At 53.0% G+C, this 23,407-nt stretch carries 11 protein-coding genes, 1 pseudogene and 2 CRISPR repeat arrays; all 12 genes and pseudogenes read left to right on the plus strand.

Annotated elements, in window-relative coordinates:
• The first annotated feature begins 463 nt into the window (after nt 1-463).
• The 12 genes and pseudogenes from pdhR to acnB all read left to right on the plus strand — a co-directional run bounded on the left by pdhR (nt 464) and on the right by acnB (nt 23,380).
• Nucleotides 464-1,228 carry a pyruvate dehydrogenase complex transcriptional repressor PdhR gene (gene pdhR, locus AAH446_RS07565; RefSeq protein WP_342906371.1) on the plus strand — a complete coding sequence of 255 codons (765 nt, stop codon included), beginning with the start codon at nt 464-466 and terminating at the stop codon, nt 1,226-1,228.
• A 147-nt stretch (nt 1,229-1,375) separates the two neighbouring features.
• Nucleotides 1,376-4,039 carry a pyruvate dehydrogenase (acetyl-transferring), homodimeric type gene (gene aceE / locus AAH446_RS07570; protein WP_342906103.1) on the plus strand — a complete coding sequence of 888 codons (2,664 nt, stop codon included), beginning with the start codon at nt 1,376-1,378 and terminating at the stop codon, nt 4,037-4,039.
• A gap of 13 nt (nt 4,040-4,052) precedes the next feature.
• Nucleotides 4,053-5,951, plus strand: coding sequence for a pyruvate dehydrogenase complex dihydrolipoyllysine-residue acetyltransferase (gene aceF / locus AAH446_RS07575; protein WP_342906104.1), 1,899 nt, complete (start codon nt 4,053-4,055; stop codon nt 5,949-5,951).
• 306 nt (nt 5,952-6,257) lie between these two features.
• On the plus strand, nt 6,258-7,682 hold the full coding sequence (gene lpdA / locus AAH446_RS07580; RefSeq protein ID WP_342906372.1) for a dihydrolipoyl dehydrogenase: 1,425 nt from the start codon (nt 6,258-6,260) through the stop codon (nt 7,680-7,682).
• Between the two features lie 118 nt (nt 7,683-7,800).
• A pseudogene (locus AAH446_RS07585) lies at nt 7,801-8,160 on the plus strand (transposase domain-containing protein); the annotation flags it as partial.
• Between the two features lie 729 nt (nt 8,161-8,889).
• A complete protein-coding gene (gene cas1f, locus AAH446_RS07590) occupies nt 8,890-9,867 on the plus strand; it encodes a type I-F CRISPR-associated endonuclease Cas1f (RefSeq protein ID WP_342906105.1) in 978 nt (325 codons plus the stop codon).
• Entirely contained in the window at nt 9,864-13,121 is a 3,258-nt protein-coding gene (gene cas3f / locus AAH446_RS07595; protein WP_342906106.1) for a type I-F CRISPR-associated helicase Cas3f, read from the plus strand. The genes cas1f and cas3f overlap by 4 nt, the downstream gene beginning before the upstream one ends.
• Nucleotides 13,122-13,179: 58 nt before the next feature.
• Nucleotides 13,180-13,808: direct repeats of the CRISPR family, unit length 28 nt; unit sequence TTTCTAAGCTGCCTGTACGGCAGTGAAC.
• A 409-nt stretch (nt 13,809-14,217) separates the two neighbouring features.
• A complete protein-coding gene (gene csy1 / locus AAH446_RS07600) occupies nt 14,218-15,588 on the plus strand; it encodes a type I-F CRISPR-associated protein Csy1 (RefSeq protein ID WP_342906107.1) in 1,371 nt (456 codons plus the stop codon).
• A complete protein-coding gene (gene csy2 / locus AAH446_RS07605; RefSeq protein ID WP_342906108.1) occupies nt 15,585-16,541 on the plus strand; it encodes a type I-F CRISPR-associated protein Csy2 in 957 nt (318 codons plus the stop codon). The genes csy1 and csy2 overlap by 4 nt, the downstream gene beginning before the upstream one ends.
• A 17-nt stretch (nt 16,542-16,558) precedes the next feature.
• On the plus strand, nt 16,559-17,563 hold the full coding sequence (gene csy3 / locus AAH446_RS07610; RefSeq protein ID WP_342906109.1) for a type I-F CRISPR-associated protein Csy3: 1,005 nt from the start codon (nt 16,559-16,561) through the stop codon (nt 17,561-17,563).
• Between the two features lie 9 nt (nt 17,564-17,572).
• Nucleotides 17,573-18,127 (plus strand): type I-F CRISPR-associated endoribonuclease Cas6/Csy4, encoded by a 555-nt coding sequence (gene cas6f, locus AAH446_RS07615; RefSeq protein ID WP_342906110.1) that lies wholly within the window; start codon nt 17,573-17,575, stop codon nt 18,125-18,127.
• Between the two features lie 137 nt (nt 18,128-18,264).
• Nucleotides 18,265-20,515: a CRISPR direct-repeat array (repeat unit 28 nt; unit sequence GTTCACTGCCGTACAGGCAGCTTAGAAA).
• Between the two features lie 267 nt (nt 20,516-20,782).
• The gene (acnB, locus tag AAH446_RS07620; RefSeq protein WP_342906111.1) at nt 20,783-23,380 is read left to right on the plus strand and encodes a bifunctional aconitate hydratase 2/2-methylisocitrate dehydratase; all 2,598 of its coding nucleotides are present in this window, start codon (nt 20,783-20,785) and stop codon (nt 23,378-23,380) included.
• Nucleotides 23,381-23,407 lie beyond the last annotated feature (27 nt).

The raw sequence follows: 23,407 nt of genomic DNA on the forward strand, positions 1-23,407 counted from the left end.
AGCCTTTGTAAGTCTGTTTTACGCATAGCGTATTGAAAACTTTACAGCGCCAGAAGCACGAAAAAGAGGCAGATACTACCTTCGCGACAAGAATAGTGTTAAGCGCCTTTTAATGCACTCGCTTTCTGTTTTAGCCGGGGAGAATGCTGAAAATTTCAGCGGTCGGCGATCTCTTAGCTCAATGCCATAAATAACCCAAAAAAGCGAAGCGCTTTTCCTTATGGTAACTGCGGTTATCGCAGACTAAACGCCTGCCGGATTTCAGAAAAGTTAAGAAATTTAACAAGTGCTCATCGACACGTTTACACCCTGATGCTTCTGTTAAATCCGCCTGCCGGGCGGGAAATGCCGGTTGTTTCGGTGAGCCGCTATATAGACATCAGGTGAATACTTTGTTACTTTACGGGCACCTTTTTGCAATTGGTATTACCAATTTACTCCGGCAGAAGCAGAAGAAGGGATGATGGCCTACAGCAAAATCCGCCAACCAAAGCTATCCGATGCTATCGAGCAGCAGCTCGAATCCCTGATCATGGAAGGGACGTTGCGTCCGGGTGAGAAGCTCCTCCCTGAACGCGAGCTTGCAAAACAGTTTGATGTCTCCCGCCCCTCTCTGCGCGAAGCTATTCAGCGTCTGGAAGCGAAAGGGTTGCTGTTACGCCGTCAGGGCGGCGGCACCTTCGTCCAGACCAGCCTGTGGCAAAGCCTGAGCGATCCGCTTGTTGAGCTGCTGGCCGGCCATCCCGAATCTCAGTTTGACCTGCTGGAAACGCGCCACGCGCTGGAAGGCATCGCGGCTTATTATGCCGCGCTGCGCGGCACCGATGAGGACATTGAGCGGATCCGCCACTGCCATGTGCAGATTCTGTCCGCCCAGAACAGCGGCGATCTGGATGCCGAAGCGAATGCTGTGATGCAGTATCAGATTGCCGTCACAGAGGCCGCGCATAATGTTGTGCTGCTACATCTGCTACGCTGCATGGGACCCATGCTGGAACAAAACGTCCGTCAGAATTTTGAATTGCTCTACTCGCGCCGCGAAATGCTGGCAAAAGTGAGCGGTCACCGCGCCAGTATTTTCGAGGCGATTGTGGCACGCGAACCCGAACAGGCACGCGAAGCCTCACACCGTCACCTGGCGTTTATCGAGGAAATATTGCTGGACAGAAGTCGGGAGCAGAGTCGTCGAGAGCGCTCCTTACGACGTTTACAGCAACGTAGGGACTAACGCGTAACCATAACGCGGCAACTCGCCCTGGCGCCTCAGGCGTTGGGGATAAACGATGGGCCTGTCTCCTTGTGCTTTGCCCTCAGAGTACAGTGAGACAGGCTCCAGACAATTCAACGTATTAGACACAGATAAGGAATACCCCCCATGTCAGAACGTTTACACAATGACGTGGATCCGATCGAAACTCGCGACTGGCTACAGGCGATCGAATCGGTCATCCGTGAAGAAGGTGTTGAGCGCGCGCAGTTCCTGATTGACCAGGTTATGAGCGAAGCACGTAAAGGTGGCGTTAAGGTGGCAGCAGGCGTTGCTTCCCGTAATTACGTCAACTCGATTGCCGTTGAAGATGAGCCGGAATATCCAGGCAATACCTCCCTGGAGCGTCGCATCCGTTCCGCGATCCGCTGGAACGCCATTATGGCCGTTCTGCGCGCCTCGAAAAAAGATCTGGAACTGGGTGGCCATATGTCCTCCTTCCAGTCTTCGGCGACCATTTATGAAGTGTGCTTTAACCACTTCTTCCGCGCCCGCAGTGAAAAAGATGGCGGCGATCTGGTCTACTTCCAGGGCCACATCTCCCCGGGCGTTTACGCACGTGCTTTCCTGGAAGGCCGTCTGACCGAAGAGCAGATGAATAACTTCCGTCAGGAAGTGCATGGCAAAGGCCTCTCATCTTATCCGCATCCAAAACTGATGCCGGAATTCTGGCAGTTCCCGACCGTGTCGATGGGCCTTGGCCCGATTGGCGCTATCTATCAGGCGAAGTTCCTCAAGTATCTTGAGCACCGTGGCCTGAAAGATACCTCCCAGCAGACCGTTTACGCCTTCCTGGGCGACGGTGAGATGGATGAGCCGGAATCCAAAGGCGCGATCACTATCGCGACCCGTGAAAAACTGGATAACCTGGTCTTCATCATCAACTGTAACCTGCAGCGCCTTGACGGCCCGGTTACCGGTAACGGCAAGATCATTAACGAACTGGACGGCATCTTTAATGGCGCTGGCTGGGAAGTGATCAAAGTTATCTGGGGCGGACGCTGGGACGAACTGCTGCGTAAAGATACCAGCGGCAAGCTGATCCAGCTGATGAACGAAACCGTTGACGGTGACTACCAGACCTTTAAATCCCGTGACGGCGCCTATGTGCGTGAGCACTTCTTCGGTAAATATCCGGAAACCGCTGCGCTGGTTAAAGATATGACCGACGACGAGATCTGGGCGCTGAATCGCGGCGGTCACGATCCGAAGAAAATCTATGCGGCACTGAAAAAAGCGCAGGATACCCAGGGCAAGCCGGTGGTCATTCTGGCGCATACCATTAAAGGTTATGGTATGGGCGACACCGCTGAAGGGAAAAACATCGCGCACCAGGTGAAGAAGATGAACATGGATGGCGTTCGCTACATCCGCGATCGCTTCAACGTGCCGGTAGAAGATGCGGACATCGAAAAGATGCCGTACATCACCTTCGACAAAGAGTCCGAAGAGTACAAGTATCTGCACGGTCAGCGTGAGAAACTGGGTGGCTACCTGCCAACCCGCCAGCCGAACTTCAGCGAGAAGCTGGAAATGCCTGCGCTGGAAGATTTCCGTCAGCTGCTGGACGAGCAGAACAAAGAGATCTCAACCACTATCGCTTTCGTACGTGCCCTCAACGTGATGCTGAAGAACAAGTCGATCAAAGATCGTCTGGTGCCGATCATCGCCGATGAAGCGCGTACCTTCGGTATGGAAGGTCTGTTCCGTCAGATTGGTATCTACAGCCCGAACGGCCAGCAGTACACCCCGCAGGACCGTGAGCAGGTTGCCTACTACAAAGAAGATGAGAAAGGTCAGATTCTTCAGGAAGGCATCAACGAACTGGGCGCAGGCGCATCCTGGCTGGCGGCGGCAACGTCTTACAGCACCAACAACCTGCCGATGATCCCGTTCTACATCTACTACTCTATGTTTGGTTTCCAGCGTATCGGCGATCTGTGCTGGGCAGCAGGCGATCAGCAGGCGCGCGGCTTCCTGGTTGGCGGCACCTCCGGTCGTACCACCCTGAACGGTGAAGGCTTGCAGCACGAAGATGGTCACAGCCACATTCAGTCTCTGACTATCCCGAACTGTATCTCTTACGATCCGGCGTATGCTTACGAAGTGGCAGTCATCATGCATGACGGCCTGGTGCGTATGTACGGCGAAGCGCAGGAAAACATCTACTACTACATCACCACGCTGAACGAAAACTACCACATGCCTGCGATGCCGCAGGGTGCGGAAGAAGGTATCCGTAAGGGTATCTACAAGCTGGATACCGTCGAAGGCAGCAAAGGCAAAGTGCAGCTGCTGGGCTCAGGTTCCATTCTGCGTCACGTGCGTGAAGCCGCTGAAATCCTCGCGAAAGATTACGGCGTAGGTTCTGATGTCTATAGCGTAACCTCGTTCACCGAGCTGGCGCGTGATGGTCAGGACTGTGAGCGCTGGAACATGCTGCACCCGACAGAGGAACCGCGTGTGCCATACGTCGCTCAGATCATGAACGATGCACCGGCCGTGGCCTCAACCGACTACATGAAACTGTTCGCTGAGCAGATCCGTACCTTCATGCCAGCCAGCGATTACCGCGTACTGGGCACCGATGGTTTCGGACGTTCTGACAGCCGTGAAAATCTGCGTCACCACTTCGAAGTGGACGCATCTTACGTGGTTGTTGCCGCGCTGGGTGAACTGGCTAAACGCGGTGAAATCGATAAGAAAGTGGTTGCGGAAGCGATCACCAAATTCAATATCGATGCCGATAAAGTCAACCCGCGTCTGGCATAAGAGGTAAAGATTAATGTCTATTGAAATTAACGTACCGGACATCGGTGCAGACGAAGTGGAAGTGACCGAAATCCTGGTCCAGGTTGGCGACAAGGTTGAAGCTGAGCAGTCGCTGATTACCGTTGAGGGCGATAAAGCCTCAATGGAAGTCCCTTCGCCTCAGGCGGGCGTGGTGAAAGAGATCAAAATCGCCACCGGTGACAAGGTTGAAACCGGCAAGCTGATGATGATCTTTGAAGCCGCTGACGGTGCTGCTGAAGCGGCACCTGCTCAGGCCGAAGAGAAGGAAGAGAAGAAAGAAGACGCGAAGCCCGCGGCCGCTCAGAGCGCGGAAAGCAAAGATGTTAACGTCCCGGATATCGGTGATGACGAAGTGGAAGTCACCGAAATTCTGGTCAAAGTAGGCGATACCGTTGAAGCCGAGCAGTCGCTGATTACCGTTGAAGGCGATAAAGCCTCAATGGAAGTTCCGGCGCCGTTCGCAGGTAAGGTCAAAGAGATCAAAATCAGCACCGGCGACAAAGTCAGCACCGGTTCGATGATCATGGTCTTCGAAACCGCGGGTTCCGGTTCGGCGCCTGCTGAAGCGAAGCCAGAAGTGAAAGAAGAAGCGGCAACGGCACCAACGGCTGCCAGCGGCGTGAAAGACGTGGCCGTACCGGACATTGGTGATGATGAAGTTGAAGTCACCGAAGTGATGGTTAAAGTGGGCGACAAGGTTGAAGCCGAGCAGTCGCTGATTACCGTGGAAGGCGATAAAGCCTCTATGGAAGTCCCTGCGCCATTCGCCGGCACCGTTAAAGAGATCACCATCTCTGCGGGCGATAAGGTCAAAACCGGCTCGCCGATCATGGTCTTCGAAGTCGAGGGTGCGGCACCGGCTGCGGCGCCTGCCGCGAAAAAAGAAGAGGCAGCGCCCGCGAAGCAGGAAAGCAAAGCGGCACCTGCTCCGGCGAAAGCAGAAGCGAAAGGCGAATTCTCCGAGAATGACGCTTACGTTCACGCCACCCCGGTTATCCGCCGTCTGGCACGCGAGTTTGGCGTGAATCTGGCGAAGGTCAAAGGAACCGGTCGTAAAGGCCGTATTCTGAAGGAAGACGTTCAGGCGTACGTGAAGGATGCCGTGAAACGTGCCGAAGCGGCGCCAGCGGCCGCCGGCGGCGGAATGCCTGGCATGCTGCCGTGGCCGAAGGTTGACTTCAGCAAGTTCGGTGAGATCGAAGAAGTGGAACTGGGCCGCATCCAGAAAATTTCTGGTGCGAACCTGAGCCGCAACTGGATTGTGATCCCGCACGTCACGCAGCACGATAAAGCGGACATCACCGACGTTGAAGCCTTCCGTAAGCAGCAGAACGAAGAAGCGGCGAAGAAAAAGCTGGATCTGAAGATCACCCCGCTGGTGTTCATCATGAAGGCGGCCGCGAAGGCGCTGGAAGAGTTCCCACGCTTTAACAGCTCGCTGTCGGAAGATGGTCAGAAGCTGACGCTGAAGAAATATATCAACATCGGCGTGGCGGTAGATACGCCAAACGGCCTGGTGGTGCCGGTGTTCAAGGACGTGAACAAGAAAGGCATCGTGGAGCTTTCTAACGAACTGTCCGTGATCTCGAAGAAAGCCCGTGACGGCAAGCTGACGTCATCGGATATGCAGGGGGGATGCTTCACGATCTCCAGCCTTGGCGGTATTGGCGGAACCTCGTTTACCCCAATCGTCAACGCGCCGGAAGTGGCTATCCTTGGCGTCTCCAAGTCGGCGATGGAACCGGTCTGGAACGGCAAAGAGTTTGTGCCGCGCCTGATGCTGCCGCTGTCGCTCTCCTTCGATCACCGGGTGATCGATGGCGCGGCGGGTGCACGCTTCGCCGCCTACATCGCGACCATCATGGCGGATATTCGCCGTCTGGTGATGTAAAAGTAACTCAGGCCGGCGTAAGCCGGCCTTCTCATAGCCGGCTTTCGATGTCATAAGTCGACAAGGTAGTTGAAAGCGTTTTGCATCAGGCAGTTTGCAGTTTGTTAACAACTCTGTAAACTCTTGCGGTGAAAACGTACCGGTAGGCGAGAGGAAATTCTTCAGGATATTGACGTTTTAGCATGGCAGTCAGAACTTGCCTCTTGATGAGCTGGCCTGGTCAGTGATTCAGATAAAGTTTCAGCTCACCCCGCTACAGCGACAGGAACCCTGAGCATCGCCGGTAAAGTTAACTAAGAGGTCATGATGAGTACAGAAATTAAAACTCAGGTCGTGGTACTTGGGGCAGGTCCAGCAGGTTACTCTGCAGCTTTCCGCGCAGCGGATTTAGGTCTGGAGACCGTCATCGTTGAGCGTTTCAGCACCCTGGGTGGGGTTTGTCTGAACGTGGGCTGTATCCCTTCCAAAGCGCTGCTGCACGTTGCAAAAGTGATTGAAGAAGCCAAGGCGCTGGAAGAACACGGTATCGTGTTTGGCAAACCGCAGACCGATATCAACAAAATCCGTACCTGGAAAGAGAAGGTCATCAATCAGCTGACCGGTGGTCTGGCAGGTATGGCGAAAGGCCGTAAAGTGAAAGTAGTGACCGGCGAAGCTAAATTCACCGGCGCGAACACCATGTTCGTGGACGGCGAAAACGGCGGTACTACCATCAACTTCGATAACGCGGTGATCGCTGCCGGTTCTCGTCCTATTCAGCTGCCATTCATTCCGCACGAAGACCCACGCGTCTGGGATTCCACCGCTGCGCTGGAGCTGAAAGAAGTGCCTGAGCGTATGCTGGTTATGGGCGGCGGAATCATCGGTCTGGAAATGGCAACCGTGTATCACGCGCTGGGTTCGCAGATTGACGTGGTTGAGATGTTTGACCAGGTTATCCCGGCCGCCGACAAAGACGTGGTAAAAGTCTTCACTAAGCGTATCAGCAAGCAGTTCAATCTGATGCTGGAAACCAAAGTGACCGCGGTAGAAGCCAAAGACGACGGCATCTACGTCACGATGGAAGGCAAAAAAGCGCCAGCAGAGCCACAGCGTTATGATGCGGTGCTGGTCGCCATCGGTCGTGTACCGAACGGTAAAGGTCTGGATGCCGGTAAAGCGGGCGTGGAAGTGGACGATCGCGGCTTTATCCGTGTCGATAAGCAGATGCGTACCAATGTGCCGCACATTTATGCCATCGGCGACATCGTGGGTCAGCCAATGCTGGCGCACAAAGGCGTGCACGAAGGTCATGTGGCGGCGGAAGTCATCTCCGGTAAGAAACACTATTTCGATCCGAAAGTGATTCCATCGATCGCCTATACCGAGCCAGAAGTTGCCTGGGTTGGCCTGACCGAGAAAGAAGCGAAAGAGAAGGGCATCAGCTACGAGACGGCGACCTTCCCATGGGCGGCCTCGGGTCGTGCAATCGCTTCCGACTGCGCGGACGGCATGACCAAACTGATCTTCGACAAAGAGACGCATCGCGTTATCGGTGGTGCGGTTGTCGGCACCAACGGCGGCGAGCTGCTGGGTGAAATCGGTCTGGCCATTGAGATGGGCTGCGATGCGGAAGATATTGCGCTGACCATCCATGCTCACCCGACGCTGCATGAATCCGTCGGCCTGGCCGCGGAGATGTTCGAAGGTAGCATCACCGATCTGCCAAACCCAAAAGCGAAGAAGAAGTAAGTCGCTTCAGGTTCTGAGAATGGCCCCACAAGTGGTAATGCCGAACAGTTAAGGATCGGTTGACCGATCCACTGGCTGTGTAAAAGTCCGGAAATGCTCACCCATTTCCGGATTTTTTATGCGTATTGCTCAGGCACTGAATCTTGTATCCCGTTACGATGCGACCCGTAATCCCCTGACTTCTCTCAGCGATGTTCTTGACCCTGAGCTTATCGCCCGTTGCCTTGCTGAATCCGGGACCGTAACCCTGCGTTGTCGGCATGGCGTTTGAGCGCGAAGAGCCCCTGCACCAAATTTCCCGCGTTAGACTTACAGTGGTCAGCCGGGACCGTATCCCCAGGTAAAAATGGTTTGCCAGATGGAACTGACCAGCCATCTTCTGACGGCAGCAGCCTTTGGAACGTTGAGGAACAGCGAATCGCTGACAGAGCAACTAATCGCTCAGACCGCTGATAACACGCTGACGTTGCTACAGAAATTCCGCTTTCTGAGTGATCAGCTCAAACTGTTTTTTAAGCTCCCTGATCCGCTGTTCAGGTGTTAAAGGAGAAGGTGGTTGATTCATGGGCATATTCCGGCGGGGGGTTTCTCTGGCCTTAGAAGAAGTTTTTGATATTAACATGCCAATAGATAAAATTGTTGGCCCGGTCTACTCCTTAAATCATATTGCCCAATAATAGAACAACTCTTACCGCCAATCGCATTAGCATAAAAATCTGTCTCCGGGAGCAAACGCATCGGGAAAAATAAGATTTTAAGTTGTCTGTCGTGACAGGCAGGATTTACTGGCAGCAGAAGTTATTTGTAATGAGGAAGGAAAAAAATTCCCCTTTTGACGCAGTAAAATTTTATTTTATGACCTAACGCAGAATGGCATGAATGATTGAATTTACTGAAAAATTACATCACTTTCTGGTGGTTTTATGAGGGTTGCCGTTGCTGGTATGTACTGTTTGGACGCTAAAAAGGAATAAAATATTAACTGCCGTACATATAGATAAGAAGGTCAGCGCGTTCATGTGCTACTGAAATGCGTTGTTTACTGCCGTACAGGCGCCCAGGCATATATCAAACAGGCACGCTGTCAGCAGCAGATAAAATTGCTACCGTTCTCTCTTTAATTTTTCTGATGGTTTAATACACTAACCCGTCTCAGAAAACATTCAAACCAGGCCAGCACCCTGTCGGCCAGACGCAAGGAATGCGCATGGAACAGCTCAAACCCTCTGATTTAAAAACCATTCTCCATTCAAAACGCAGCAATATCTATTATCTGCAATACTGTCGCGTGCTGGTTAACGGCGGACGCGTGGAATATGTGACGGACGAAGGAAAACGTTCGCTCTACTGGAATATCCCCATTGCCAATACAACGGTGATTATGCTTGGCACCGGCACCTCCGTTACCCAGGCCGCCATGCGCGAATTCGCCAGAGCTGGCGTGTTGGTCGGCTTTTGCGGCGGCAACGGTACGCCGCTCTATGCGGCAAATGAAGTAGAAACGGCCGTTTCCTGGCTAACGTCGCAAAGTGAATATCGTCCCACGGAATACCTGCAAAACTGGGTCAGCTTCTGGTTCGCCGAGGAAAAACGAGTAGCGGCGGCAGTCGCTTTCCAACGGATTCGCATTGAACAAATAAAAAAACACTGGTTAAACGAGCGTATGGCCAGGCAGGAAAAATTTGTAATTCAGCAATCCGTGCTGGAATCCCTGTTAGTCAGGTTTGAAAAAAGCCTTATAACCTGTACCAGCGTACAGCATTTGCTGACTCAGGAAGCCGTGCTGACCAAAGCGCTCTATAAGCTGGCGGCGGAAGCCACAAAATATGGCGAATTTACCCGCACAAAGCGCGGCGGCGGAACGGATATCGCCAACCGTTTTTTAGATCACGGTAATTATCTTGCCTATGGGCTGGCCGCCACGGCCTGCTGGGTGACAGGTTTGCCGCACGGCCTGGCGGTATTACACGGTAAAACCCGGTGCGGCGGTCTGGTTTTCGACGTGGCGGATATGATTAAGGACGCGCTGATACTGCCGCAGGCTTTTCTTTCCGCAATGGCGGGAGAAGACGAGCAGGAATTTCGTCAGCGCTGTATCGCCGGATTACAAAAAGCCGAGGCGCTGGATCTGATGATCGAAACGCTGCAATCAACGGCAAATTATCTGGGGCGAGCGGATAAATGAATATTTTGCTGATATCCCAGTGCAATAAGCGCGCGCTGATCGAAACGCGTCGGATTATCGATCAATTTGCCGAGCGCAAAGGCGAAAGAACCTGGCAGACGGCGATTACGCTGGAAGGACTAAATACGCTGAGAAAACTGCTGCGTAAAACTGCCAGGCGAAATACCGCCGTCGCCTGTCACTGGATCAAAAGCGGCGGTCAGAGCGAACTGCTGTGGATTGTCGGTAACGTGCGCAGGTTTAATCGGGACGGCAGCGCGCCGACGCACACAACAGAACGCGACGTGCTGAAAAGCCAGGATGAAAATCAGTGGCAAAGCGCGCAGGCTATCGGGCTGACGGCCGCCATCGCCGGTCTGTTTCATGACTTCGGCAAAGCGAATCAGCTTTTTCAGCAAAGCCTGTTTGGCGAAGGCAAAACGTTTCAGCCCTATCGTCACGAATGGGTATCGTTACGGCTTTTTTGCGCCTGGGTCGGCGATCGGAGCGATATGCAGTGGTTACAGGCGTTAGCTGAGGTCAGCGCCGAAGACGAAGCGGGAATGCTGGCTAATCTGATAAAGGATCCCGCTTTGCCCAATCCTTTTGTCGCTTTGCCGCCCGTAGCTGCAACGGTCGCCTGGCTGATTTTATCGCACCATCGGCTGCCGGTTTATCCTGGAAAACGCAGCAATCCGCCGCAGCTGAGCGAAGCGGATCGCTGGCTGACGCATCAGCTGGAACCCGTCTGGAATGCGCTGAATCATTTAAAAGATGACTGGGAAGATAAGGAACTCAGGGCGCAATGGTCGTTTAAGCAGGGAACGCCGCTAAAAAGCCGAACCTGGCGCGCTAAAGCGCAGAAGATTGCCCGACGTGCGCTTTCCCAACCCTCGCTGCTGCGTTTTGCGCGACTCGATCAGACCTTTACCTGTCATATGGCAAGGCTGGTATTAATGCTTGCCGACCATCACTACTCTGCATTGCCCGCCACGCCTGGCTGGCAGGACAGCGACTATGCACCGTTTGCCAATACCGAAGCGCCGCGTCTGGGCAAGCAGAAGTTGGATGAGCACAACCTTGCCGTTGCGCAAAATGCCCTGCTGTTGGGGGCCAGCCTGCCGCATCTGCGCAAAACGCTGCCGGCTATAACGCGGCACAAAGCTTTTCGCGAGCGAGCCAAAGACGCTTGCTTCAGGTGGCAGGATCGCGCTTTCGATTTGGCCGCATCGATACGTCAACAAACCGAAAGTCAGGGCTTTTTTGGCGTAAACATGGCTTCCACTGGCTGCGGAAAAACTTTTGCCAATGCCCGCATTATGTATGCGCTGAGCGATGAAAAGCTGGGCTGTCGCTTTTCCGTTGCGCTGGGATTGCGCACGCTGACGCTGCAAACGGGCGATGCGCTGCGCAAAAAACTACGGCTGGATAATGAAGATCTGGCGGTGATGATAGGTTCGCAGGCGGTAAAAGATCTGCATCAATACCATAACATAGACGATGCAGAGGAAGCGGATGCCGGAAGCCAGTCAGCCGAAGCGCTCTATCATGAGCATCACTACGTTCGTTACGACGGTAGCCTGGACGACGGACGGTTCAGCCGCTGGCTGGAAAAAAAGGGAAAACTGCATCAGCTTCTGAGTGCGCCGGTATTGGTCAGCACCATCGACCATCTTATCCCGGCGACGGAAGGGCTGCGCGGTGGCAAACAGATAGCGCCAATGCTGCGATTGCTAACCGGCGATCTGGTGCTTGACGAGCCGGACGATTTCGATATCAACGATCTTCCCGCGCTGTGTCGGCTGGTGAATTGGGCGGGAATGCTCGGCTCGCGCGTCCTGATTTCTTCCGCCACGCTGCCGCCCGCGCTGGTGCTGGCGCTTTACAACGCCTATCGTCATGGCCGCGCTGAATGGCATAAAAATGCCGGATTGACCGAAATTGCGCCACCCGTTTGCTGCGCCTGGTTTGACGAGCATGAGGCGCTCTGTCAGGACATTGAGGCGGGCAGCGATTTCCGGCTACAGCATGACGCTTTCGTCGCGAAGCGGGTAGTTAAGTTACAACATACTAAAGCGCTGAGAAAGGCCAGGCTGGTGGATGTCACCTCTGCAAGCCGTAAAGAAAGCGATGCGCTGGATGCGCTGGCCGCCGTGTTCTTTCAATCTGTGATAGCGCTTCATTCTGCACACCATCAGCAGCATGAGGCGAGCGGGCAATGTGTTTCACTGGGCGTAATTCGTATGGCGAATATCGATCCGCTGGCCGCGGTGGCGCAGCATTTGCTGGTGAAGGCCGCGCCGGACAATACGCAGATTCATTACTGCATTTATCACAGCAGGCATCCTCTGGCGATGCGTTCCTGCATAGAAAAGCGGCTGGAAGCAGCATTAACGCGTCATGACGATCGGGCGCTATGGCAGGTTGCGGAAATCAAGCAGGCGCTGAAAAGCAGCGCGGCGCAGCATCATCTGTTTGTGGTGCTGGCAAGCCCGGTAATAGAAGTTGGGCGCGATTTCGATTTCGATTGGGCCATCGCTGAACCCAGCTCTATGCGTGCGCTGATCCAGTTGGCCGGACGCGTGCAGCGTCACCGGCAGCTTGTGCCTTCAGAACCCAATATTTATTTGCTGCGGAAAAACTATCGGGCGCTGCGCTTGCCGGATGAGGTTGCCTATAACCGTCCCGGTTTTGAAAGCAGCGAGTTTCAGCTTGCCTCTCACGATCTTCATGATTTATTGCATGAGAAAGGAGATTTCGTCATTGATGCCATACCGCGCGTGCAGGAGCCTGAAAAGCTGCAAACGGTCGGGCCTTTTAAGCACCTTGTCGATCTGGAACATGTCAGGCTGCGTGTAGAGCTACTGGGCAGAAAGCGTGAGCCGGAAAAATATTGCGCGGCGCTCTGGTGGCGCAAGCCGCTCGGCTGGTGTGGCGAAATGCAGAAGCGGCGGCCTTTCCGTCAGTCATCGCCGGATCGGCTGCACTATTTGCTGATAGAAGATGAGGGAGATAAACCCACTTTTTATCAACCCGATGAGGGGATCGCCGGACATAAAGCAAGTGCGATTGAGGAAGCTATGCTGCCCGAGTTGGCAGAAGGCGTCGCATTATGGATAACGCCAGACTATCAGCAGCTTTATGCCGATCTGGCTGAAGAACTGGGTATGGAACTGGTGGACGTCAGCAAAAGGTTTGGTGAGATACGATTGCGTGAACGTGACGAAGCATGGCTTTTTCATCCGTTGCTGGGCGTGTTTGGCGCACTCGGATGAGTGCGCCGCTGCCTGTACGGCAGGAAGGAATGTCATCGTTCGTAGTCATTAATACTTATTTCTAAGCTGCCTGCACGGCAGTGAACGCTGGTCTGTCTGGTGGCGCTCGATGGTGTGATTTCTAAGCTGCCTGTACGGCAGTGAACCTGACCGAGGCGGACTGGCAAGACACGAGCTGTTTCTAAGCTGCCTGTACGGCAGTGAACAAGACAGGCACTTAAGAACTGCCTCTCGCATTTTTCTAAGCTGCCTGTACGGCAGTGAACTTTCATTCGACCTCACCCCCGGCGGCTTTGATTTTCTAAGCTGCCTGTACGGCAGTGAACTGGTCCACGGTAGAGGACTATCTGGCATGGCTTTTCTAAGCTGCCTGTACGGCAGTGAACGGAAAGGCCGTCAAAAAATATCACCACCTGCGTTTCTAAGCTGCCTGTACGGCAGTGAACTAGCTACGGTGATCTGAGTAGCGATTCTTCCTTTTCTAAGCTGCCTGTACGGCAGTGAACTCGATTATTCGATTGTGTTCGGTGCGTTTGCCTTTCTAAGCTGCCTGTACGGCAGTGAACTCTGGAAGCGCTCAGGCGCAACCAATGACTATTTTCTAAGCTGCCTGTACGGCAGTGAACATCAAACGTTGATACCAACATAGAAGGGTTGCTTTTCTAAGCTGCCTGTACAGCAGTAAAAAATCAGAATTAATAGTTTAGCCTTACTATTAGGTCTGACTAAAACAGCAAATAATACAGGCTAAATGCTTCGTATTAAAATAATTTTGTACTCTACCTGAGGGCGATTTTTGAATTGAAACGTTTTAGTCTTAAAATTTTATGTTGTGTTGCATTTTCTGTTTTTAAATATAAAATACATCCAAAACCTTGGTTTTTTCTTTTCTTTCCCCTGAATTAATACTTAGGTTGGAAGGTGGTGCGCAGTTAAGGGTTAGCTGGCAGATACAGCTATGGCTTTTCAATAACAGCTATATTAATTAAAAGATAAGTTGAGGGTTTTTTTTGGGATTGCTTGCTGACCAGGTGGGATGTTTTTTTTGATGATTACCGTATTTATTAATAAGTAAGTTTTCAAAAGGAGGCAAAGGATGCCAAAAGAAGGACTTTCATCATTTATCGTCTCGTATATAGCCGAGCGGAAATCGCTAAAGCGTGAGGGTTTGGAAAAAAAAGAGGAAAAAGCGCTGGTAAGTGCCCAGTCAATTGAGCGGCAAGCCGCAGTAAAAAACGACTATGCAAGTCAGTACGCAGAGTTGGATCGGAAGTACGAAACGCGAAACTGGCTAAGCGATGCGGCCAGACGCGCCGAACAAATCAGCCTGGTAACTCATGCTCTGAAATTTACGCACGGTGACACAAAGGGTAGCAGTATTTACCAGCTTTCCGGCAATCAGCCATCAGATTATCTTTCTTCAGGCACTTTAAAAAAACCGGCGCTGGATGCCGTCGGCAATGCTGCCGCGCTGGATGTCGCCAAACTCCTACAAACCGAACATCAGGGTGATTCGCTGATCGCCAGCCTGATCCGTGAAGATACTTCCGCGCTGGCGGCATTAGCAGATAATGAGCAACAGCTGGCCGAATGGGTTGTCGGATTTAAACAGGTGTTATCCGCACCCAATCCTGCTTCGCATAAGCTTGCTAAACAAATTTATTTTCCGATTGGCGACGGTCAGTATCATCTTCTTAGCCCTTTATTTTCCACTTCATTAGCTCATGCGCTACATGAACGCCTGACCGTATCGCGTTTTAGCGATGAGGCTAAAGAGATTGCCGCCGCGGTTAAAGCCGGAACCTGGCATAGTCAGCCAAAAACTTCTTATTTAAATACCGCCATCCAAAACTTTGGCGGCACCAAGCCGCAGAACATTTCTTATTTAAACAGCGCTCGCGGCGGCAAAGTCAGGCTTCTATCCTGCGCCGCGCCGGTCTGGCAATCCATTAATAAGCCGCCGTTAAATCACAAAACCATTTTTCATTTTTGCAGCGAGTTTTCACGGCTGGCGCGACCGAGCGTGGAAAGACTGAAACGCTATTTGAACAGCGTTTATAGCAAAGAAAGTACCGAAAAAATTCGCCAGCGGCGCGAAAGCTATGTCGATGAAATTATCGATATCTTATTTAACTACGTAACCGGTATTCAGCAGCCTGAATTCGCTTGCTGGAGTGAAAACCAAAACTGCGAGCTAAAACAGTCGCAGCAACTTTGGCTGGACCCGCTACGTGGAAATACCGACGAAAATTTCCGATTTGAGCGGGAAGCAGACGACTGGAAAATCGAAGTAGCGCGGGATTTCGGCTACTGGCTAAGCCGTCAGCTTAGTGCAAATCCGCTTAATCAACGTAGCGTTAACCCGCTTAATATGGGCAAGGTGGAACGGCGCTACTTTTCAACGGCTGCATTATTCAAAAGGCGCCTGCGGGAAATGGAGCAGGATTTAAAAGAGGATCTGTTATGAGCCATCTGATTATTTTGCGCCGCCTGCGCGTGGAAAACGCTAACGCCATCGCCGGATTAACCTGGGGTTTTCCCGCTATCACGCATTTTCTGGGATTTACTCACGCTTTATCGCGCAGGCTGCAAAAAAGCCACGATCTAAGCCTGAGCGGCTGCGGCGTGATCTGCCATCAGCAACAGGTGCATGCGCGCTCATCCGGTTACGATTATCTCTTCTCGCTGACGCGCAACCCGTTAACCAAAGAGGCAAAAACGGCTTCGTTTAATGAAGAAGGCCGCATGCATATGACCGTTTCGCTGCTGTTGCAGTGCGAAGGCAGTATTGACGGCGGCGAACAGGGCGCGGCCGCGCTGGCGGAGCATCTTGGCCAGCTGTGCCAGATGCAGCGTCTGGCTGGCGGTATTATTCAGCAAATTGAAAGCGTTAACGTAATCGCCTGGCCGGAAGAAGAGTCGTCGACGCGCAAAATTTTGCGTCGTCTGTTGCCCGGCTTCGCGCTGTTGGATCGTTCGCCGTTATTGGCGGAGCACTTTACTCAACTTCAGCAAAACAATCCGCAGGCCGAAATGCTGGACGCCTGGCTTGATTTCGCCAGCCTGAAAATGCGGGCCGTGGCTGAAAATGAACATCCCCAGCCGGGTGATAAAGCCCATTGGCAGTATCAGCCGAAGCCTGCAGGCGGATTTTTAGTGCCATTGATGACGGGATATCGCGCCATCACATCCTTACTTGAACCGGGCCAAGTGGCGAACTCGCGAGATAACGAGACGCCGTTCTGCTTTGCCGAGGCGGTATACGGCGTGGGCGAATGGCGCAGCCTGCATCGCATCGCCCGGCTCGACGAGCTGATATGGCGTCACGCCTGTGAAAACGAGCACTACCTTTGCCGTAGTGGTCAGGAAGTAAGCCAGACGGTTTACGAAGCGTTTGAAGACGAATTTAACGACGATTAATTGATAAGGAAATTGAAATGGCTAAAGCAACGATTAAAACAGCTTCCGTACTTGCTTTCGAGAAAAAATTAGCTAACTCCGACGGCGTGATGTTTGCCGGAAAATGGCAGCAAAAAGAGCCGTGGCAGTCCATAGCAATCAAGGAAAAAGCCGTACGCGGCACTATCTCTAATCGCCTGAAAAATGCGGTGGCGAGCGATCCGTTAAAACTGGATGCGGAGATCCAAAAAGCTAACCTTCAGCGTGTGGACGTGGCCGCGCTGCCAGCGGATGCCGACACGTTAAAAGTGGTATTTACGCTGCGCGTGTTGGGCAATCTGGCTACGCCTTCGGTCTGTAACGATCAGGCCTACCAGACCGAACTCACAAAAGTGATCAATGGCTATATCGAACAGCATGGTTTTAACGAGCTGGCGGCTCGCTATGCGGAAAATATCGCCAACGGCCGTTTTTTGTGGCGCAACCGAATTGGCGCCGAGGCGATAAAAGTTTGCGTAAGCCGTGGCGAAAAAAACTGGGAATTTAATGCGCATGATTACGATCTGCGTAAGTTTTCTCAGCCACAGGGCGCTCTGGCTCAGCTGACGGAGGCTATCGCCCAGGGCCTGGCAGGAAAGGCCTTTGTCCTGCTGAACGTGGAAGCTTTTGTACGGCTGGGCAACGGCCAGGAAGTTTTCCCCTCTCAGGAACTGGTACTGGACAACAACAGTAAGAAAAGCAAAGTGCTTTATCAGATTGATGAGACAGCAGCCATGCACTCGCAAAAAATTGGCAACGCGTTACGCACTATAGACAGCTGGTATCCGAAAGCGGATGAACCCGATATGGGGCCGATTGCGGTAGAGCCTTATGGTTCCGTCACCAGCCGCGGCCTGGCCTATCGTCAGCCGAAGCAGAAAATGGATTTTTATACGCTGCTGGATAACTGGGTAACCAAAGGCGAAGCGCCAGCCGTTGAACAGCAGCATTACGTTATCGCTACGCTCATTCGTGGCGGCGTCTTCGGCGAAAAAAGCGAATAGGGCGGCAGCATGAAATATTACCAGGATCTCATTATCTTGCCGGATCCGGAGATAGCGGATGAAGTATTAATGGCTGCGCTTTTTACGCAGCTTCATCTGAAATTAAATCAGGCTGGCGAAGGTCGGATTGGCGTAAGTTTTCCGGCGGTAGCGCTGACGCCGGGCAACAGATTACGACTGCATGGCTCAGAGGAGGATTTACAGGCGCTTGCCGCTACAGGCTGGTACGACCGCCTTAAAGATTATGTTTTTTGCAAATCGATTCGGCCGGTGCCGGAAGGTTGCCGATACCGCACCGTGCGCCGCGTGCAGTATAAAAGCAACGTCGAGCGGCGGCTGCGGCGCTCGGTGAAAAAGGGCTGGCTGACGGCGGAGGAGGCGAAGGAAAAGATCAGCGTGTTTAGCGAGAAGCGCGGCAGACTGCCATTTTTAGCGATAAAAAGCCGATCCAATGGGCATACATGGCTGCTGTTTGTGGAACACGGGCCGCTAAAAGAAAAGCCGACTGAAGGTACTTTCAGCAGCTATGGCCTGAGCGCCGAAGCGACCGTACCCTGGTTCTGACGAGTTAACCCTTTTTTCGGGAGTAATTTTATTTTATTGAAATATAAAGATATTTACTAAGCGCCTGGAAAAAGGGTGTTTTTTAAAAAAGGAAGGGAAAGCTTTTTATTTCAAAGAGAAGGGGTTAAGCGGCAACAGTTCACTGCCGTACAGGCAGCTTAGAAAAGCGCCACCCCAAGAATAACCTGGAAAAGTCCGTTCACTGCCGTACAGGCAGCTTAGAAAATGAGTGACGAGGTGGACGCCACCTTTAAAACGTTCACTGCCGTACAGGCAGCTTAGAAAACTGCGGCGGCAGCTCAACGATAATGTCGTCAATTCACTGCCGTACAGGCAGCTTAGAAATGTTCTACCGGCGTATGTGCCTTGGCACTACCGTTCACTGCCGTACAGGCAGCTTAGAAAAGTAACGGATGCAGGCAGATCAATGCGGTGGTGTTCACTGCCGTACAGGCAGCTTAGAAAACTGCATCATCTCAGTGCGCTTATCCAGGTACGTTCACTGCCGTACAGGCAGCTTAGAAATGCTGGCCACGGCATCGCGGCTGGATAAAACTGTTCACTGCCGTACAGGCAGCTTAGAAAACGACCTGCTGCACCAGAAGAGTGACCGGGATGTTCACTGCCGTACAGGCAGCTTAGAAAAGTTGCTGCCAGCGCTGCAGGTTGTCCGTGAAGTTCACTGCCGTACAGGCAGCTTAGAAAAAAGGTTATGTAGAAAACATCGTCACCAACGCGTTCACTGCCGTACAGGCAGCTTAGAAAGAACACCAGTACAGATAACCGACGGCACTAACGTTCACTGCCGTACAGGCAGCTTAGAAAAACACACGCGGCGGCCGACTGGGTGCTGATGCGTTCACTGCCGTACAGGCAGCTTAGAAATCCATGCCGCTATGCGGCATTCAAAGAGCTGAGTTCACTGCCGTACAGGCAGCTTAGAAAGCGAGCAGCCGTATCGCTGTACAGAGGGTTATGTTCACTGCCGTACAGGCAGCTTAGAAAGTAGAGGAAGACAAATCGACGTTGGGGATCGCGTTCACTGCCGTACAGGCAGCTTAGAAATCTCGCGCCGGCGCTGCCCGCATCACCCACGAGTTCACTGCCGTACAGGCAGCTTAGAAAACGCCGCGAATTTTGATGCGGAGGGTTACGAGGTTCACTGCCGTACAGGCAGCTTAGAAAACTTACTGCTAAGGCACTTTTCAAAATTTTAATGTTCACTGCCGTACAGGCAGCTTAGAAATGGAGTTCGGCAGACGAAACCCTCGCGACCGTGTTCACTGCCGTACAGGCAGCTTAGAAATCATTCAGCGCTGGCGAGTGGGAGATTGACAGGTTCACTGCCGTACAGGCAGCTTAGAAAAGTGTCACAATATGCTCTAACGCGCTGCTAACGTTCACTGCCGTACAGGCAGCTTAGAAATATGAGGTTGCCCACGCCATCTACAAATCAGTGTTCACTGCCGTACAGGCAGCTTAGAAAAGCAGATTCAGGCCGGATTGCGTATTGCACGGGTTCACTGCCGTACAGGCAGCTTAGAAAGTCCAGACCCACCCCGAAAGAGACAGTCCCGTGTTCACTGCCGTACAGGCAGCTTAGAAATAGCCACGGACGAAGGGTCACTGATTAAAGTCGTTCACTGCCGTACAGGCAGCTTAGAAAGCAGAGAAGGGGATGACACTGCTTTGGATACGGTTCACTGCCGTACAGGCAGCTTAGAAATAAAGCACAATCACCCGATGAGTGCGCAGTTAGTTCACTGCCGTACAGGCAGCTTAGAAAATACCCATGCAGATAATTTGACACTCACAGATGTTCACTGCCGTACAGACAGCTTAGAAACCAGCGCAGTCGTTGAATTCGATAGCAGTCGCGTTCACTGCCGTACAGGCAGCTTAGAAATAATGAAGTGGGGAGGTTTCATTAACGACCAGGTTCACTGCCGTACAGGCAGCTTAGAAATTGGATTAAATGTCACATTTCGCGCCAAGGAATGTTCACTGCCGTACAGGCAGCTTAGAAAGTTATGCCACTGCGCTAATCGATATGCGGCCGGTTCACTGCCATACAGGCAGCTTAGAAAACTGGCGCCACCGCCACCAGCATGCCGCACAGGTTCACTGCCGTACAGGCAGCTTAGAAAATCATCAATGAGGATCTGAACACCCCCGGATTGTTCACTGCCGTACAGGCAGCTTAGAAAGGTAGCCACTCGTTGCCACCAGCATCGCTGGCGTTCACTGCCGTACAGGCAGCTTAGAAATGTTTGAGGTCATGTGCAGTGTCGAAGAACTGGTTCACTGCCGTGCAGGCAGCTTAGAAAGGTAACCGTGATGGGTTCAATGCGAACTATATCGTTCACTACCGTACAGGCAGCTGAGAAATTACAAAAAGTGATGAAAGCCAGGGCTACAGCGCCATCTTTTCATCAGTGCACTCTCTCTTAAAAGCCCATTCCCCTGAGCACTCCGCACGCTGTTCCACTTTGTTGATAATGTTGCTTTTTTGTAAACAGATTAACATTAAAGCGAAATCCTGCTATGCTGCCCCTCGCGGAACCGGGCACCTTACCCTACAAAAGAGCGCAACTCACTCTAAAGTGAGCATTGAGGGCCCGGTAAGCCAATGACAATGTGAGCGAGGAGAACGTCGTGCTAGAAGAATACCGTAAGCACGTTGCCGAGCGTGCTGCCCAGGGGATCGTTCCTAAACCGTTAGATGCTTCCCAAATGGCCGCGCTGGTTGAACTGCTGAAAAACCCGCCAGCGGGTGAAGAAGAATTCCTGTCTGATCTGTTAATCAATCGAGTGCCGCCAGGCGTGGACGAAGCGGCTTACGTGAAAGCGGGCTTCCTGGCCGCCGTCGCAAAAGGCGAAGCGACTTCTCCTCTGATTACACCCGAAAAGGCGATAGAGCTGCTGGGCACCATGCAGGGCGGCTACAATATTCATGCGCTGATCGACGCGCTGGATGACGAAAAGCTGGCGCCAATTGCCGCCAAAGCGCTTTCCCATACGCTGCTGATGTTTGACAGCTTCTACGATGTGGAAGAAAAAGCCAAAGCGGGTAACCCGCACGCCGAACAGATCATGAAGTCCTGGGCCGAAGCGGAGTGGTATCTCTCCCGTCCGGAACTGGCTGAAAAAATCACCGTTACCGTCTTTAAAGTCACCGGCGAAACCAATACGGATGACCTCTCTCCTGCGCCGGATGCCTGGTCCCGTCCTGATATTCCTCTGCACGCGCTGGCGATGCTTAAAAATGCCCGTGAAGGCATTGAGCCTGATGAGCCGGGTAACATTGGCCCGATCAAGCAGATTGAAGCGCTCCAGGCGAAAGGTTTCCCTCTTGCCTACGTGGGTGATGTGGTCGGTACGGGTTCTTCCCGTAAGTCTGCCACTAACTCCGTGCTGTGGTTTATGGGCGATGACATCCCGCACGTGCCGAACAAGAAAGGCGGCGGCGTGGTACTGGGCAACAACATCGCGCCTATCTTCTTTAACACGATGGAAGATGCCGGCGCACTGCCGATTGAAGTGGACGTTCAGAACCTGAATATGGGCGATGTTATCGACATCTATCCTTATAAAGGCGAAGTAAAGAACCACGAAACGGGTGAAGTGCTGGCGAATTTCTCGCTGAAAACCGACGTGCTGCTTGATGAAGTCCGTGCCGGTGGCCGTATTCCGCTGATCATCGGTCGCGGTCTTACCGCCAAGGCGCGTGAGTCACTGGGACTGCCGCACAGTGATGTCTTCCGTCAGGCGAAAGACGTGGCGGAAAGCACCCGTGGCTACTCGCTGGCACAGAAAATGGTGGGTCGCGCCTGCGGCACCGAGGGCGTACGTCCCGGTGCCTATTGCGAACCGAAAATGACCTCTGTCGGTTCACAGGACACCACCGGTCCAATGACCCGTGATGAGCTGAAAGACCTGGCGTGCCTGGGCTTCTCTGCCGATCTGGTGATGCAGTCATTCTGCCACACCGCCGCGTATCCTAAGCCGGTGGACGTCTCTACGCACCACACGCTGCCGGACTTTATCATGAACCGTGGCGGCGTCTCGCTGCGTCCGGGCGACGGTATTATCCACAGCTGGCTGAACCGTATGCTGCTGCCGGATACCGTAGGCACCGGCGGGGATTCCCATACCCGTTTCCCCATCGGTATCTCCTTCCCGGCCGGCTCCGGTCTGGTCGCCTTCGCGGCGGCTACCGGCGTTATGCCGCTGGATATGCCTGAGTCAGTGCTGGTGCGCTTCAAAGGCAAAATGGAGCCGGGCATTACGCTGCGCGATCTGGTTCACGCCATTCCGCTCTACGCCATCAAAGCGGGTTTGCTGACCGTAGAGAAGAAAGGGAAGAAGAACATCTTCTCTGGCCGTATTCTGGAGATCGAAGGCCTGCCGGATCTGAAAGTGGAGCAGGCGTTTGAGCTTTCCGATGCTTCCGCCGAGCGTTCAGCGGCGGGCTGTACCATCAAGCTGGGTCAGGATCCGATTATCGAATATCTCACCTCCAACATCGTCCTGCTTAAGTGGATGATCGCAGAGGGCTACGGCGATCGTCGTACGCTGGAGCGCCGTATTCAGGGCATGGAGAAATGGCTGGCGGATCCGCAGCTGCTGGAAGGCGATGCGGATGCAGAGTACGCGGCGGTGATTGAGATTGACCTTGCGGAAATCAAAGAGCCGATCCTGTGCGCGCCAAACGATCCTGACGATGCACGTCTGCTCTCTGACGTGCAGGGTGAGAAGATTGATGAGGTGTTCATCGGTTCGTGCATGACCAATATTGGTCACTTCCGTGCGGCCGGTAAGCTGCTGGACAGCCATAAAGGCCAGCTGCCAACGCGTCTCTGGGTGGCGCCGCCAACCAAGATGGATGCTGCGCAGCTGACCGAAGAGGGTTACTACAGCGTCTTCGGCAAGAGCGGGGCGCGTATTGAGATCCCGGGCTGTTCATTGTGCATGGGTAACCAGGCGCGCGTGGCGGACGGTGCGACGGTGGTTTCCACCTCAACCCGTAACTTCCCGAACCGTTTGGGAACCGGCGCAAATGTGTATCTGGCCTCTGCGGAGCTGGCGGCTGTATCGTCCCTGCTGGGTAAACTGCCAACGCCGGATGAGTATCAGCAGTTTATGGCGCAGGTCGATAAGACGGCGGTGGATACCTATCGCTATCTGAACTTCGATCAGCTGGCTCAGTACACCGATAAAGCTGACGGCGTTATTTTCCAGACCGCCGTATAAATCAGACAGGGTGAGATCGGCTGATTT

The organism is Erwinia psychrophila, assembly GCF_039023475.1.
Taxonomy (GTDB): domain Bacteria; phylum Pseudomonadota; class Gammaproteobacteria; order Enterobacterales; family Enterobacteriaceae; genus Erwinia.